Here is a 16,214-nt window from a genome sequence, read left to right as displayed (position 1 = left end):
ATATTTTTTTATATTTGCCCTTACACACTACATCATAATACATCTATTATAATTAACTTTAATAATAATAGAATGTATAAACATAAGAACAACTTTTTTAGGCAACTTACTTTTGCCTGCATATTTTTAATATCATCTTATTTCGGAATAGCTCAAACCAATCAATATTTACATTTTGATGGGGTTGACGATTTTACAGAGCTTCCAAACGCTGCACAATATGTAAATAATCTTAACACCATAACTATGGCAGGTTGGTTTTATACAGATGAGCTCATATATGGTCAAGGAATGATGAGTATTCGAGGTGGAGGAACTGGTGATGGAGAAATGTATATTATTCAATTGAATAATGGAAAACTTGAATGTCGAGTAATAACCTCAACTGGCCTTCATCAAGTAGTAACTCCCGATGGGATTATACAAGCAGGTGTTTGGCAACATATTGCTTGGGTTTTTAATGAAGATACACTTGAACTTTTTATAGACGGTGTCTCGGTAGGAACTAGCTCTGCATCTGGAACTTTTCAGTCTAACGACCGTCCCTTTTCTATAGGAAAAAGTATTCAGTCCGGTTTCAACTTTGTTTATAAAGGACGAGCAGACGAAGTATCTTTATGGAGCAAGGCTCTTTCGGTTACAGAAATCGAAGATATGATAGCAAATGAGTTAGATGGTAATGAAACTGGATTAGAAGTTTATTATAAATTTAATCAAGGTACACCTGGAGGAAACAATACTAATATTTCTCAACTCTTTGCTGAAGGAAATTCACAAGAGAAAAATGCTACGTTAAATAATTTTTCATTAACAGGAGAAAACTCAAATTTTAATGGAGAGTTAGAATCCGGTTTTCAGGCTATCAATTTTAACCCCATTTCTAACAAATTAACTACGGATGCTCCTTTTGCATTAGAAGCAAATGTAAACTCTGGACTCCCAATCAGCTTTGAAGTTGTCTCTGGCCCTGCATCAATAAATCAAAACATGATTACTTTAGACGGTAATCCAGGAGAGGTTACAATAAAAGCTAGCCAAGCTGGAAATGAAGATTTTGATCCTGCAGAAGAAGTTTTTGTAAGTTTTCAAGTCTTAGACCCTCAAGCAGTATTAGCAGAAACAGAAATATTACATCCGCTTAATGAAAATGTCTATGCTCCTAATCTAATTCCTTTAAAAATAGCAGTAAAAGCAGAAATAGAATATCCAGAACTCTTTTCTGTTGATGATATATCAGCTGAAATAAATGGAGAGACAGTAACATTAACCAATCATGAAAACGGGTATTATACAGGTTGGTGGACCCCTACTGCATATGGAACTCACGAGATCACTTTAAATGCAACAAATAATTATGGCGCCTCCGACAATACTTCTCAAACATTTAATCTGGTAGAAAATACTACTAATCAAATTAAACTTGCTACAGATGAGGTTTGGGTAAATTCAGATTACCCTACTAAAACTGTTGAAGCTGAATTACCTAGCTACATTGGAGCATTTGATCAAATTATAGGAACACTTTATATTGATTGTCCTAGTGGAGGCTGTGATCCTTGGGATAGAATCTCTTCTGTAGAAGCACAAGGAAAAGATGGAGAATGGTATGAAATAATTCGTTATTTAACGCCTTATGGTGTTAGTTGTCAAAGTGAAATCGACTTAACAGACTTTAGCTCTTTACTCCAAGGTAAAACAAAATTTAGAGTAAATCTTGGCACACAAGGAAATGGTTTCCTATACACTTTAGAGTTGAATTACCAGGCAGGTATTCCAAATCATCCATATAGTTCTATTCGAAAATTATGGTATCAAACCTATCAATTTGGAGATATGGCTAATTTACAACCTACAGAAAACATTACAGCAAACTACCCTGCTAATACTGAAACTTCAAAAATAAAATTAGTTTCTTCTGGTCACGGTTGGGGGGAAAACAACACTGCTAATGCAGCTGAATTTTTAGAAAACACCCACCATATTTGGGTAAATGGAGAAGAGACATTTACTCAACATAACTGGAATAATTGTGACCCCAACCCAGATAATTGTAGTCCGCAAGCAGGAACTTGGTATCACGATAGAGCTGGCTGGTGTCCTGGAACCATCGCACAATTTTTCGACTATGATATGAATGCATTTTCTCAACAAAACAGTGTTGAGCTTAAATATGTTTTTGATGAAAGTTATGTTGACTTTTGTCACCCAAACAATCCTGATTGTATTTCTGGATCGACTTGTACAAATTGTGATGATGGCTTTAATCCACATTTAATTGTAAGTTCTTATTTAATTTCATTTGGAAACTCCCCCATGGAAGAACTAAGCGTAAAAAACGTTTCTAAATTGAATAATATAAGCCTATACCCTAACCCTTCTACCGGTAAATTTTATGTGAATTCTGAAAACACAAAAATTAACAATATTATCATCTATGATTATTTAGGAAGGTCAATAAAAAAACTTGACAACTCATTAAATAAAAAATCAATTCCTGTTGACTTAAGTAATCAAGCCCCAGGAGTTTATTTAGTAAGCCTATTAAGTAATGGTAAAAAAATGGGAATTAAGAAAGTTATTATTGAATAATAGTATTTTTTAAAATTTTTAGCCTAGTGTATTAAAATTAAAATACGCTAGGCTTTTTTGATTCATCCAAAAAATTAAAACTAAATAAAACCAATATTTTAATTATGAAAAAATGCTTTATCTTAATGCTATTTATAAATTTTTTGAAAATTGGAGTTGCAACAAAAAACTGGACTTTAAGTTTAAGTGACTATGCTGCTAGTTTTTGATTACACATATCTATTTCAAACTCTTTAATGGCTCTGTTACCTAAATAAGAATGTTTTCTTCTGGTATTGTACCAGGTTTCTATCCACTGAAAGATAGATAACTCTGCCTGTGATCTAAGCTTGTTCTTATGCCAATATACCTACTCTACTTTTAGAGATTTTAAAAAGGATTCCACTACGGCATTTTCCCAGCAGTTTCCTTACCGACTCGTAGATGGCTTTACCAGGCCATTATAACTTTTAAGTAGATTAGTAAATCTTTGGCTGGCATATTGAATACCTTGGTCTGAATGAAATATCAAAGGTTGCGTGAGTGTGGTATTTTTAATAGCCATCTGCCAAGCTTGTATAAAAGTATCCTCGGTATTTAGGGTATCACTAAAAGCCCATCCTATAACTTTTCTTTTAAATAGATCAATGATCACTCTTAGGTAACTCCAACCTTGTTTGGTCTGAACATAAGTGATATCGCTTACCCATACTTGATTAGCTTTGGCCACACTGAAGCATTGATTCAAAAAGTTTGGTGCTGTGGGATATTTATGGTTACTATTAGTGGTTGTCTTAAACTTTCGCTTCCTCTTTACATACAAAATACGGGCTATACCCGTGGCTTTGACACCTTAAAGCCTAGGGCTTTCAATTCAGCTTTTATTCTTGTGGATCCATTGCTTTAGTGACTATCTTCAAATATATTTTTGATTAGTGAAGAAAGCTTCTGATTTTCTTTCTAGAGGCTGCTGGTACCGGATTTCAACCATTGATAATAACCACATTTACTCACGGCTAACATAGTGCACATCTTTTCAACAGGAAATTTCATACGATGCTGTTTTATGAACCTGTATTCTTCTTGTCGCTTGCGGAAAAGATGCCAATCGCCTTTTTTAAGATATCATGTTCTAATTCAGCTTCTTTTATGGTCTTACTTTAAGCGAGCCATCTCTTTTTGTTCATCGGTCATTTTAGGATTGCCCCGACCGGGAAAACTATTCTTACCATAATTCTTTTGCTCTTTACGCCAGCGGTAAAGAACAGCAGGTAAGATATCCAGATCCTCACAAACCTGTTTCACACTGCCTTTGGCATAACTTAATTCTACTGCTTTCTGTTTAAACTCTAATTTGTAATGTTTGGCTTTACGTCTCATAATTGCTAAGTTAACAACTTGCAATAATATTCATTCAACTCTATATCCAGTCTAATGTAGTAATTGCAGTATCTGATCTATAATTTCAATAACAATACCCATTGGATGATTCTCTGGAACAAAATCATCATAACTGGGAGGAAGAAGACTTAGTTGCCCCTGAACATTGGTCTTCCTAACTGGATTTGATTTCATTCAATGAAAATACAAAATATCAACTTATTAACCATGAAAAAAGACTGCCTTTTTAGACAGTCTCTTTTATCTATATATAATCAACAATTAATTTTAAGAATCACTTTTAAACTCATTTAATGTTTGATAAAAATTTTCTTGCTTCGGACGATTTTTTGGAATTTCACGAAGTGGCTCGACTTCTTCTAAACTTTCGTGACAGTCAGTTGGTAAACGCTGATATAACTTAGTTCCGGCACTTTTCCACGCAATCATCTCATCAGAAACTTGTTTGATAACTTTCGCAGGATTGCCGACTACTAGGCTTCGACTTGGAATTTTAGTTTCTGCCTTTACAAATGCCATAGCGCCTATAATAGATTCATCTCCAATTTCGGCATCATCCATAATGACGGTATTCATGCCAACCAATACATTTTCTCCAATATTAGCCCCGTGTATAATTGCTCCGTGACCGATATGAGCGCTTTTCTTTAGAGTGATACTTTTTCCTGGAAACATATGGATAGTACAATTTTCTTGTACATTAACACCATCTTCCAATATAATCTCACCCCAATCCCCGCGTATTGCAGCTCCCGGACCGATGTAACAATCTTTTCCAATTATTACATTTCCGGTAACAGCGGCTAATGGATGTACAAAACTACTTTTGTGAACAACGGGGATGTGACCTTTAAAAGCGTAAATCATAATTATATAATTTAACTGCAAAGCGATTGAGTTTAAATTTATCGCTTTACAGTTTTCAATTTTACTATTTTTACTTAAAACGCTTAAGCTTCTCCTTTGTAAAAGAAGAAAGTACTAAACGACCGCTTATTTTTGCGCGTTCTTGCAAAAGTTCGTCCCAATCTTCAGTTCCTCTCCAAAACATTTGTTTCATTTCCTTAACTGCTTCAGGATTAAAACCACAAAGTTGCTCTGCCAAAGTTTGCACCTCATCGTCTAATTCTTCTGTAGAGTCAAATACTTTCGTAAACAATCCTTTATCTTTTGCCCATTCTGGTGAATAAAATGAATTGGCATCAATAGCAATTTGAGACATTCCGCTAACGCCGATTTTACGCTCTACCGCTGGCCCTACTACAAATGGTCCTATTCCCAAGTTAAGCTCGCTTAATTTTATGGCCGAAAATTTAGTTGCCATACAATAATCCATTGCTGAAGCTAAACCAACGCCACCACCAACAGTTTTACCTTGCACGCGACCGATGATAAATTTAGGGCATTTACGCATAGCATTAATTACATTAGCAAATCCGCTAAAGAATTTTTCGCCTTCTTTTTCGTTTTCAATTGAAATTAATTCTTTAAAACTTGCTCCTGCACAGAAAGTTCGATCTCCACCACTTTTTAAAACTATTACTAAAACCTCATCATTTTTACCCGTTTCCGTAATGGTATCGGCTAATTGAGCCAATATATTTCCTGGTAAGGAATTGTGCGCCGGATGAAAAAATTCGATTGTTGCTATATTGTTTTCAATATGTTGTTTTACGTAAGGATCTGTCATAATCAATTATTTATTTTGAATGATAAATTTCAAAAACGTACTGTTTTAAAATTCTTTACTTTTTTATCGATTCCAAAACTAACAATTGTTCATCCTAAACGCAATAAAATTAACCTATGATTAGCATTCAATTTTCAGAATTAGATTTTCCCTTCAGTCCTAAATAAATTCCAACAGCAGCTGCTATACTTATAAAACCGTCTATTGGGGCTGTGGGTGTTTCATCATCAACATCGGTAGGAAAACCAGGTAAAGTTTGAGCTTCCACAAAATTAGCACAACAAATAACTAGGGCTAAAAAAATTATTGCTTTCTTTATTCGTAAATTCATAGACAATTATTTTACAACTAACTTTTTAACACTTGTTGACGAATTTCCTATTAATTGAACAGTATAAATTCCGGGAGCTAAACGTAGCTTTTGTATTACTAATTTATTATTCAGTAGAGACTTGTCTTGTTCTTTAAAAACTTCTGCACCTAGTAGATTGAAAATTTTCAGGTCCATTTTTTGTTCATCTATTTCTGTAATTTCTAAGATTAATTTCCCGTCCTCATAAGGGTTAGGGTACATTTTAACATCAGCTTTTTCATAGGCATTAATGTTTAATTCTTCTTCAAAATAAATTGAAAAACGCTCTGAACTTATACTTTCTTCTATTGCTTGATCTACTAAAAAGTCAATAGAATTTTCTCCATTTGCTAATTCTGTTTCTTGATTAAGAAAATCATCATATAAATAAGTCTTAACGTTTTCAAAATCAGGTTTTGTTATTTTTAATCTATAATTTGTAGTTCTGTAATTACTATTGAAAAAAACTAGTGAATCTCCTTCAATCGGTTCTGCTCTCCTTTCTACACTCAAAAAGTCGGCAGTATTTTTTAAGGCAATATTTTCATCAATATTCCCTAGTTTTCTTGCATCCTTTTGGTTGATTTGGTTTGAGTAATTACTATTAAAAAGTACCATAAAACTATCACTCAATATCCAGTTAGCTTGATTTTCTTTAAGTAATTGCACCGTCATTGTTAGATCTTCATTTCCGTTAAAAACTGTGGTATGCGCCGAATTGACTTTATGATTTTCTTCAAAAATAATTTCAGGATTACTTCCGCCACTAGGCGCAACAAAAAAAGCTTGGTGAGGTTGTAAATATTCATTTGCTGGAGACCCATCAGAATTCACTCCAGAAGGTAAAGTAACAGTGACATAACCGCCTTGTGTATTTTTATTTGGATCCCACACATAATATTCATTCGCATCAATATTTATACTTGCCGACAAGACACTATTCATATCAACAACCGCTTGATAGGGGTTTCCGATAAAATTAAATTCATTCACATTGCTTGTTAAATTGGTGAAATTTTGCGTTCCAGAAATTAACTCTCCATTCATTCTTAATTTAGTATCGGTAGGCGTGGCATTGTTATCAGTAACATTAATTGCTCTACTTCCTCTTATCAAAATCCGGTAAGGCTTTCCAGCTTGCAGAATTTCGGTATCGGTATTGGGAATATTTTCCCAAGATTGATTTATGTTATTAAAGAAAAATAGAGAAGGATTTCCTGAAAGTGTGGCATCAAACCCATTAGCTCCATTTATATCTCCCGTAATATGTGTACCAAAACCATCATTCGGGTTCATATTATCTGCCGGAAAATTTGTTCCCGTATTATGCACTCCTTCTTGCCAATTTTGATTGATTGAATTGTCTGTATTAACTGAAGACGACAAAAACCGAAACGCACGCTTGGCAGGTATAAAACGTTCTATACGGACCTTTCCATTTATTTCTGAAGAAGAATCCATTGCTCCTAAAGTTCCTGTTTCGGTAATCGAATTACTTTTAAATAAGAGCTCGCCATAAGCATATAGATTTCCATAAAGCTTCAAGTGGGATTCAATTGCTAAGCTAGCATTTTTATTAAGCGTCAATGAATTTAAGGCTATCACCTGATCAAAAATCACATCGCCAGAAATGATTTTAATATTTTCATCAGGTTGAATATTTCCTATAGGTGTGATTGGCGACCAAGATCCGGAATCAAAAACATAGTCTGCTTCTGCTGCTGCCGGAGTTGCATAAGGAGAGGTTCCCGAAACAATAGTCCATTCATTAGCATTCCAAATGGTAGTTGGACTTGTAGAAACACTGTTTCTAAAAGCTCTTGAATTTTCATACTCCCAAGCTTCTCCCGTTCCATCAACACCTATTTCTCCATAAACATCAAATAAATCGCCATCATCTGCATCTCCCCCAATATAAAGCGCGTAAGGATCATCTCCATTGCCCGTTATTGAACCTGTTTCATCAGGTTTAAAACCATAGGCAGCTTCAAAATTAGTTTCATCAGTTGCAATAATAAAATAATCGTCCGCTTCAATTATTCCTGTTAACGCAATAGAGGTAGTTGTAGAATTATTTGCATTACTATATTTTGCTAAATAAATTTCTTGAGCATCTAAATCTATAGCTGCAGTGCCATTATTATATATTTCGACAAATCGATTTTTAGTGGATGTTGAAAAGTCAACTGGATCAGCCACTTCGGTAATAATTAAATCAGGCGGCGGAATAGGGTCATTTACTTCATAATTAAATTCGTTACTTGTTGATGAAGCAGGCGTGCTATAATTATCGGTTGTTTCTATTTGATAATAAATATTGATTCCATCGGGTTGTGCTGGAATAGCTGTATTTGCTGTATAAATATTACCTGAAGCAGAGCTCATTACAATAGTGTTGGTTAAATTTCCACTAGAGGTTCCCCATAATACTTCAACTGAATTAATTCCATCGGTATCCGTAATATCTGCAGAAACCGTAACCGCATCAGCTGAAGTCACGTTCGCTGCTAAAGGGCTTTGAGTAACACTAGAAATTTCAGGCGGAAAATTAGTAATCTCCTCTAAACTAAAATTATCAAAACCAGAAAACCCTGTATTACCATTATTACGAATGGCTATTTTTAAACTAACTTGATTAACTGTGTTTGGAATATTTTCAATTATTTCACCCACTTTATCTTCTATACTTCCATTTCCGTCTAAAATAAAAACTTCTCCTTGTGAATTTCCATCGTAGAAAAGTTCATATTTTGCATCATCATTATTTGCATTATAGCCATCTAATTGATAATCAAAAGTCAGCTGTACATTAGTATTTGTTGAAATATCTATTGTATTAAAAGTTATTGTTGCAAAACCAGAAGTACCATTTCCGTTAGTGTTATCAAGATCATTTTCGGCTAATATCTGCTGATTGAAGTTCGGGTTATCTAACTCAGATATTTTCCTCGCCCCGATAACATCATAAAAACCATCATCTCCATTATTAAAAAAATTGGTATTAGTAGAATACTCCCAAACCGGCCCTTCATTATCAAAGCTTTGTATTGCTATAAAACTTGTTGGCATAGGGTTTTCTACAGTATAAGATTGTACATTTGAACTAGTTATTTTTGAATTAGAATTTGAATCTGTTGCTTCAATTTGATAGTAAATTAATGTTCCATCAGGTTGTGCAGGGATTGAAGAGTTAGTTGTATAAACATCTCCGGAAGAATTTGTAAGTGGTATGGAGTTTAATAAATTAGAACTATTTGTCCCCCATTTTAAAACCGCTGTATTAATACCATCAGTATCTGTTATTGCTGAAGAAATAGCCACAGTATTTGAAGAATTCACTACGGAAGGTGTTTGTTGAATATTACTAATTTTAGGTGGAAGATTAGTTCCTGATGAAAAACCAATTACCTCAATATGATCGATGGCAATATCTTCATCGCCAGAATTCAAATCGAATTCTACTTTAATATCTAAATTATTTCCTGTAGAAGGAATGGACACCGAAAATTGTTCAAAATTATCGGTAATAAGCTTATTGTTTGCCACGCCATTAAAATTCTCATCTATACCCGGTTCTCCATTACTACCAGAAATCAAATCAGACTCTACATTTAGTAAGTTTGTAAAAGCTCCTGAATTATCAATATCATAAAGTATATGAACGTAATCTGTAGCATCCCAATCCTGATTAGTTCCATCATCATCTTCTGCTAAATAAACCCTAACCTCTAAGCCTATAAAACTTGAAATATTAATATTGTTCAATGAAAGACTTAGTGGTAAAGCGTTTCCATTTCCGTCTATATTTTGTGCCGCAAAAAAATAGTTTCCTTGTTTATTTGTAAAACTAGCATTAATAGCAGATTCGTTAGTTCGTTTAAAATAATCATTATCATTGCCAGCTATAAACTCAGATACGCTAGTAGAGTAACCCGTATTGGTTTCAAAATCTTGAAGGTAAATTTGTTGTTGTGAGAAAAGAACAGAAGAAAAAAAAGTTAAAATAATAAAGAGAACACTCTTTAAGTAAGAAAAACAAATACGCATAATAAGTAGATTTTAATTAAACTAAATCACTTACAATCTTGCACCCGAATTAGATCGGTAAAATAAATGATTTAAAAACATAAAATCAGCTGCTTATGTAGTATAAAGGTACGGTTTTTCTAAGGAAAACAAAATAAAACACTGAATAACATTACTTTACAAAATAGCAAAAATGCCTATACAAGGCATTCTCACTGACATAACGCTATCATATATTTATTTAATTTTTTCAAAAAATTATCGCTTTAAAGTAAAATTAGCTCTAAACTCTCTTGGAACATTATTATTTTTATCAGTATATTCTACTAAAAACCAATAATCGTTTGCTGGCATCTGTTTTCCATGATATGTTCCATCCCAGCCTCTAGATTTTGGCTTAAATGAAGTTAAAAGTTTTCCATAACGATCAAAAACATAAATTACAGCACTATAATCTCCTCTAAGACTTGTGATATTCCATAAATCATTATGTCCATCTTGGTTTGGTGTAAAGAATTTTGGGTAATTAATTATGGTAACCTCAATTGTTAATGAATTACAAGCGCCTTCATTTATAATTTCTATAGGATAAGTTCCAGGTAAAACGTCCACACTAAACGTATTGCTTGTTTGAAATGGCCCTCCATTAAAACTATACTGATAGTTACCAGAATTAGGCATCGTTACTTCAACTAATTGTCGATCATCAAAATCTTTAGTAACAGAAACACTTGCGTTTTTAGGCATAACTGACTTTGAAACAGTTGCCGAGACTTTTTCTGAAAGACAGCCTGTTTCTGTATTTTTCACCTGTACGCTATACTCCCCTACTTTCAAAACTTCTAATTGTGATGCCTGTGTACGAGCAAAAACCTTATCATTATAATACCACGTAAAAATTAAATTATCTCCATTTACTTGCGCATCCAAAAGTGCCGGATTATTTACCTCACCTGTTTCTGAGTTTATACATAAATAAGCATCTTCCAACAGAACTTCTGGCAATGGATTTATATATATAGTTTTTTCTGTAGAATATTCACAAATCCCTATAATAACTGTATAAATTAAAGTAACCTCACCTTCTTTTTCTGCAGTCACTTCACCATTGTTATTTACAGTTGCAAGTCCTGAATCATTTTCAATAGACCAAAACCCATCTGGTAAATTATGTGAATATACTGCTGTACTATTTTCACAAAGTGTATCGGGCCCCACAATTTCAGAAATTTCTTGAGGTATATCTAATTCAACATCTAAAAGTTGAGGATCTCCTTCACAGCCTGTTATTAGATTTGTCTCAATTACTTGTAAAGTATATGTACCTGAAGGAGTGTCTTGCCATGCAACCTCAATTTTATTTCCACTTGAGGTCAGTACATATATTTGTCCGGAGAATTCTTGCTCTAAAATTGTCCAATCATAAATTGAATTTGTAGAACCATTTCCCTCATTTTCACCTATATCTACACTATAGACTACAGCCCTTCTTTGGTTACAAGGATTTAACTGTTGCGTTTGGGTTCCTTGTGCAAACATTGAGTTAGCGAACAAAAATAAAAGCACACCACTTAACCACCATACATTATTTAAAGATGGCAGAAAATTTAAAATGGTATGCTTTTTATGATTGTTCATTGCTAAGAAAACAAATTATAGATTAATTAAAGTTAATTGGTGATGTCTGTGGTGCTGCCGGAGCACTATTGATAGTTCCTGATGCTGAACTAGATACACATCCTCCAGAAGTATCTCTCACTTGAATATCGTAAGTACCAGGTGATAGATTTGGAAATATTGGACTAGATTGATAGGTAGCTCCATTATCTATACTGTATTCATAATTAGACCCTAGTGGAGCTGTAACTTCCAAAGTACCGTTTGTTTCACTACAATCAGGATGATATTCGGCTAAAGTAGGAGCGTTAGGCCCACTCGGCACAGGATCAATTGTTACACTTACTACAGAAGATTCACATCCATCAGCATTTTTTACCATTACATCATAATTACCCGCCGGTAAATCTGTATAAGTAGTGGTAGAAGTATAGGTCTGCCCTCCATCAATTGAATATTCTAATCCACTTCCGGTTGGCGCTGTAATATCTATAGTTCCTCCTAAATCTCCACAATCAGGCTGAGTAGTAGCGACTGTTGGCGCCGTAGGTGCATCAACTAAAGGATCTATAGTCACATTAGTTGGATCAGATTCGCATCCTGCTGCGTTTCTTGCTATTACCTGATAAGTTCCAGGAGCTAAATTATCAAACAACGTAGCAGACTGGTATGTAGTTCCACCATCAATTGAATATTCTAATCCACTTCCTGTCGGTGATGTTACATTAAAACTTCCAGAAGTATCTCCACAACTAGGTTGTGTAATAGAAACTACAGGAGCATTTGGAGCTTCATTTATGGTAACCGTAATACTAACCGGATCACCATCACAGCCTCCAGAACCTGTCTCTACAACTTCAAGCGTATAGGTTCCTGGTGGTGTAGCACCCCAATCAATATCTATTACATTAGTACCGTCTCCGGTAATTGTTCCTGAAAATGAACTTTCTAACACCTCCCAGTCGTAAGTAGAACCGGTAGTGTTAGCTACATCATATTGCTCTACATCTCCCTCACATATTTGTTGTTGTGAAAAAACGTTTACGGAACTAAGCATGAAAACTATTGCTGCAAAAAATTGAATTAACGTAATTTTTTTCATAATTAATATTGTTATTAGTTTAGTTATTAAATTGTATAGTTATGGGTTGCGGGGTAGGATAAACATTTAATGTTATTGGCCCCATTATATAAGAACAGCCATCAGCTGTTGTCACTTCACATGTATATTGATTTGCATCAAAGCTTAGAGGTGTATTTAAAATTAAAAGTGTATTACTGTTAACACTAGTATAGGTTGCATTATTCGTTAATGCCACGTAATTACCTCCAGACAAAATTTTCCATTGATACATCATTGGATAAGCTGAACCGCCTGCCCCCAACAAAATAGCACTTAATGATGTTACACTAGACTCGCAGGTTACGGTATTTGGTTGTAAAAAGGTTAGCTGAGGACAAGGATCAGTGGTTGTTCCGTAAAGAACAAAATCATCTAGACTAAATGTACCGTTTCCTGTTCCATTTATTGTAATTTCTATATCTACTGTTCCTGTTAGATTATTTATAGGGGTTGAAAAGCTTGTGTTTCCTATAATTGAACCATTGTGTGGAGTACTTCCAATAGCTACTTCTATTTGGTTTACACTTAACGACCAATTCATACTAGCTTTACTTTTCTCTCTCCAAAAATTAACAGCGCTTAAATTAATCTCCTCGCCGGGCGCTACTGTTAAGGTTAATATATAAGTCATATCCCCATTATGACTTAGACCTAAAGCATTTCCAGTATTTCCATTCTCTTGCGAAAATGTATTACCACTCAAACTTGTCCATTTAGAAGAAATGATATTACCATGTACTGTTGGATTGCCTGTATACTGCTGAACGCTTAAAGGTGTCGACTCAAAAGAATTTCTATATAACTCTTGCTGAGCATTCGCGCTTAAAACGTGTAATACAATTATTAAAAATATGTAGTAATTATTACTCAATTAAAAATATCGATTAAGTGTGTTATTTATTCGATAAAACTACAAACAGAATCTCAATAGAGCAAGAAAAAAGTGTAAAACCTTAATCATCTAGATGTTAAGCCAATATTAATAAGGGTTTACAATAGTTAAAATATAGTTAAAAGAAATAAATCAGTAGGATTTTTAATAAAAATGAGATCTTAAATACACTCAAAAACATCAATTGTTTAGGTGAAAACAAAATTTACTGCTTTTAATTCGTATGTAAATTGCTAAAAAACAGAAACAGCTTTTTTAATAGACTTAATATCAGTATCTTCTAATAGTATTAATCTTTAAAACTTTGGCCATGGTACATTTTAGTCATATTAGTTATAAAAAGATAATTTTATTGATCTTCATCTTCAGCGGCATTAACGTTTCTGCTTTTCAAGAAATTTCTTCTTCTAAAAATTATGTTCAATTTAAAGGGATTGTATATAATAAAGACAATAGTGAACCCATAGCCTCTGCACATTTAACGCTGGATAATTATAATATCTCCACACTAACCAATGAAAATGGTTATTTCTCAATGAAAATTCCTAAGAAAATAAAAAATGCGACGGTAACTACAACGCTTATCGGGTTCCAATCTAAAACAATTCATTTAGATTATTTTTCAACTACTGATATGCAAATATTTTTAAACCCAACAATTGAAAAGCTCGAAGATGTTATTTTGTATGCGCATAACGATGCGGAGGAAATCGTACAAAAAACAATGAGCAATAAAGGGAAAAAGTATATTGATAAACCTCTAGAAATGACGGCATTTTACAGGGAATCTATCCAGCAAAGAAACACAAATATCTCTCTGTCTGAAGCACTAATAAAAATCCATAAACAACCCTATACCTCTGCAGAACATGATAAAGTACTAGTAGATAAGGCGAGAAAAAGTACAGATTACACTCGGTTAGATACAGTAGTCTTGAAATTAAGGGGCGGCCCATATAGCACATTATATATAGACATCATGAAATATCCGGAATTTCTATACGAAGAAAGCCTATTAAGAGAATATAACTTTACATTTAATGAGCCTACTCAAATAAACGGCAACTATGTATATGTAATCAATTTTGATCAAAAGCGAAAACACCAGCCTTGGTATTACGGCAAACTATTTATAGATGCTGAATCGTTAACGCTCATAAAAGCAGATTATCATTTAAATGTAGAAGACAGAACTGAGGCTATTCGAATGTTTGTTTTAAAAAAACCTGGAAAAGCAAAAGTATTCCCTGTAGAAACTCACTATCAAATAGATTACTTAAATCAAAATGGCAAATGGTACTACAGCTATGCAAACGTGTTTGTTGAAATGGTTGTAAATTGGAAAAAAAGACTTTTTAATTCCCGTTATAAGTTTAGAAGTGAACTTTTAGTAACAGAACGCAAATATTTAACCGAAAAAAGTAAACGAAACAGAAGTAATTTAATTAATCCTTCTATCATTATGAACGATAATATTAGTGGATTCTCTGATGCTGATTTTTGGGGAGCTAACAATATAATAGAACCGGAAAAATCCATTTTAGAAGCTTATCAAAAAATTAAAGATCGTGTGAACAATTAATATATTTTGGTTCCCTTTAATCCGCGATCGTACATTACAATACTTCCGGCAACAGATACATTTACACTTAAGCTAGTTGAAAATTTAACTAATTTATGTGTGTGTTTTATTGCTTCTAAAGTTAAACCATGATCTTCCGCGCCTAATAAATAAACAGCTCTTCTTGGGTGTTCAAATTTTTCTAATGCTTCCGCATTTTTATCCAACTCCACCCCTATTAACATTGCTCCTTTAGGAAGGTGGGTATAAAAATCTTGAAAGGTTTTATAATGAAAATAAGGCATTGCCCCTACCGCTTTATGGGTATCTGAAGCTTGCTTTGCATATCGATGACCAATGGTAAAAATAAAACTTGCGCCCATATTTTGCGCAGAACGCCATAAAACTCCTAAATTTTCAGGTGTTTTTCCATTCTGTATTCCGATTCCAAAAAAACCTTGTTCTAAATTATTAATATTCATAATTGATGGAAATAATTTCGATACTCCTTTTTTCTGAACCCAATTCAAAAGTGGTTATTTCACCAGCTTTTTTACCCGTTAAAGCTTTAGCTAAGGGTGCTACAAAGGCTATTTTTCCAGACTTTATATCAGCTTCATCTACCCCTACAATTTGAAATTGTTGAAGTTTCTCATTTATTTTTAATTGAATTACAGCTCCAAACCTAACTTCATCTTTGGGTTGATCTTTTACCTCTAAAACTCTAGCCGAAGCTATTCGCTCTTTTAAGAGACTTAATTTTCCATCAATTACTGCTGCTGCACGTCTTCTTTCCGTTTCATTTTCTTTGGGTAAATTCTTTCTTTCATTTTCTAGTGCTAACTTTTCACCCTCTAATGCTTTATAGCCTTTAGGGGTAACATAATTTGTTACGCCCTCCGGTAGCGCAGCTCTTGGGGGAATAATCGGTTTTTCTTCTTGATCATCTTCTTTAACAAATCCTCTACTCATAATCTATAAAAC

11 protein-coding genes and 1 pseudogene are annotated in these 16,214 nt (G+C 33.8%); 2 read left to right on the top strand and 10 right to left on the bottom strand.

Annotated elements, in window-relative coordinates:
* Positions 1 to 72: 72 nt before the first annotated feature.
* Complete coding sequence (locus D9R05_RS13935; RefSeq protein WP_162985000.1) at positions 73 to 2,589, top strand: LamG-like jellyroll fold domain-containing protein; 2,517 nt, start codon at positions 73 to 75, stop codon at positions 2,587 to 2,589.
* 190 nt (positions 2,590 to 2,779) lie between these two features.
* Here D9R05_RS13935 and D9R05_RS13930 read toward each other — a convergent pair.
* The 8 genes and pseudogenes from D9R05_RS13930 to D9R05_RS13895 all read right to left on the bottom strand — a co-directional run bounded on the left by D9R05_RS13930 (position 2,780) and on the right by D9R05_RS13895 (position 13,648).
* Positions 2,780 to 3,972 (bottom strand): annotated as a pseudogene (locus D9R05_RS13930) (IS3 family transposase).
* Positions 3,973 to 4,236: 264 nt separating this feature from the next.
* Positions 4,237 to 4,836 carry an acyltransferase gene (locus D9R05_RS13925; RefSeq protein WP_121667842.1) on the bottom strand — a complete coding sequence of 200 codons (600 nt, stop codon included), beginning with the start codon at positions 4,834 to 4,836 and terminating at the stop codon, positions 4,237 to 4,239.
* 70 nt (positions 4,837 to 4,906) lie between these two features.
* Positions 4,907 to 5,659 (bottom strand): enoyl-CoA hydratase/isomerase family protein, encoded by a 753-nt coding sequence (locus tag D9R05_RS13920; RefSeq protein ID WP_121667841.1) that lies wholly within the window; start codon positions 5,657 to 5,659, stop codon positions 4,907 to 4,909.
* Between the two features lie 127 nt (positions 5,660 to 5,786).
* Complete coding sequence (locus tag D9R05_RS13915; RefSeq protein ID WP_121667840.1) at positions 5,787 to 5,990, bottom strand: hypothetical protein; 204 nt, start codon at positions 5,988 to 5,990, stop codon at positions 5,787 to 5,789.
* Between the two features lie 6 nt (positions 5,991 to 5,996).
* Entirely contained in the window at positions 5,997 to 10,058 is a 4,062-nt protein-coding gene (locus tag D9R05_RS13910; RefSeq protein WP_121667839.1) for a T9SS type A sorting domain-containing protein, read from the bottom strand.
* Positions 10,059 to 10,295: 237 nt separating this feature from the next.
* Positions 10,296 to 11,675: a T9SS type B sorting domain-containing protein gene (locus D9R05_RS13905; RefSeq protein ID WP_121667838.1), complete on the bottom strand. Its 1,380-nt coding sequence runs from the start codon at positions 11,673 to 11,675 to the stop codon at positions 10,296 to 10,298.
* A gap of 22 nt (positions 11,676 to 11,697) precedes the next feature.
* On the bottom strand, positions 11,698 to 12,756 hold the full coding sequence (locus D9R05_RS13900; RefSeq protein ID WP_121667837.1) for a hypothetical protein: 1,059 nt from the start codon (positions 12,754 to 12,756) through the stop codon (positions 11,698 to 11,700).
* A gap of 19 nt (positions 12,757 to 12,775) precedes the next feature.
* Positions 12,776 to 13,648 (bottom strand): hypothetical protein, encoded by an 873-nt coding sequence (locus tag D9R05_RS13895; RefSeq protein WP_121667836.1) that lies wholly within the window; start codon positions 13,646 to 13,648, stop codon positions 12,776 to 12,778.
* Positions 13,649 to 13,979: 331 nt separating this feature from the next.
* Here D9R05_RS13895 and D9R05_RS13890 point away from each other — a divergent pair, with 331 nt between their 5' ends.
* Positions 13,980 to 15,251: a carboxypeptidase-like regulatory domain-containing protein gene (locus D9R05_RS13890; RefSeq protein ID WP_121667835.1), complete on the top strand. Its 1,272-nt coding sequence runs from the start codon at positions 13,980 to 13,982 to the stop codon at positions 15,249 to 15,251.
* On the opposite strand, the gene D9R05_RS13885 is transcribed toward D9R05_RS13890, so the two are convergent.
* Together D9R05_RS13885 and D9R05_RS13880 are read right to left on the bottom strand one after the other, a co-directional pair.
* On the bottom strand, positions 15,248 to 15,712 hold the full coding sequence (locus D9R05_RS13885; protein ID WP_121667834.1) for an RNA methyltransferase: 465 nt from the start codon (positions 15,710 to 15,712) through the stop codon (positions 15,248 to 15,250). The two genes, D9R05_RS13890 and D9R05_RS13885, sit on opposite strands and share 4 nt — an antisense overlap.
* Complete coding sequence (locus tag D9R05_RS13880; RefSeq protein WP_121667833.1) at positions 15,702 to 16,202, bottom strand: GreA/GreB family elongation factor; 501 nt, start codon at positions 16,200 to 16,202, stop codon at positions 15,702 to 15,704. The genes D9R05_RS13885 and D9R05_RS13880 overlap by 11 nt, the downstream gene beginning before the upstream one ends.
* Positions 16,203 to 16,214: the final 12 nt, after the last annotated feature.

It is taken from the genome of Mesonia aquimarina (genome assembly GCF_003667275.1).
Lineage (GTDB): Bacteria > Bacteroidota > Bacteroidia > Flavobacteriales > Flavobacteriaceae > Mesonia > Mesonia aquimarina.
This window is presented reverse-complemented; position numbering and strand designations above follow the sequence as displayed.

Coding starts and splice junctions, on each gene's coding strand:
- D9R05_RS13905 (WP_121667838.1), bottom strand. CDS start 11,675: ATGAACAATCATAAAAAGCATACCATTTTAAATTTTCTGCCATCTTTA.
- D9R05_RS13880 (WP_121667833.1), bottom strand. CDS start 16,202: ATGAGTAGAGGATTTGTTAAAGAAGATGATCAAGAAGAAAAACCGATT.
- D9R05_RS13890 (WP_121667835.1), top strand. CDS start 13,980: ATGGTACATTTTAGTCATATTAGTTATAAAAAGATAATTTTATTGATC.
- D9R05_RS13935 (WP_162985000.1), top strand. CDS start 73: ATGTATAAACATAAGAACAACTTTTTTAGGCAACTTACTTTTGCCTGC.
- D9R05_RS13920 (WP_121667841.1), bottom strand. CDS start 5,659: ATGACAGATCCTTACGTAAAACAACATATTGAAAACAATATAGCAACA.
- D9R05_RS13900 (WP_121667837.1), bottom strand. CDS start 12,756: ATGAAAAAAATTACGTTAATTCAATTTTTTGCAGCAATAGTTTTCATG.
- D9R05_RS13925 (WP_121667842.1), bottom strand. CDS start 4,836: ATGATTTACGCTTTTAAAGGTCACATCCCCGTTGTTCACAAAAGTAGT.
- D9R05_RS13910 (WP_121667839.1), bottom strand. CDS start 10,058: ATGCGTATTTGTTTTTCTTACTTAAAGAGTGTTCTCTTTATTATTTTA.
- D9R05_RS13915 (WP_121667840.1), bottom strand. CDS start 5,990: ATGAATTTACGAATAAAGAAAGCAATAATTTTTTTAGCCCTAGTTATT.
- D9R05_RS13885 (WP_121667834.1), bottom strand. CDS start 15,712: ATGAATATTAATAATTTAGAACAAGGTTTTTTTGGAATCGGAATACAG.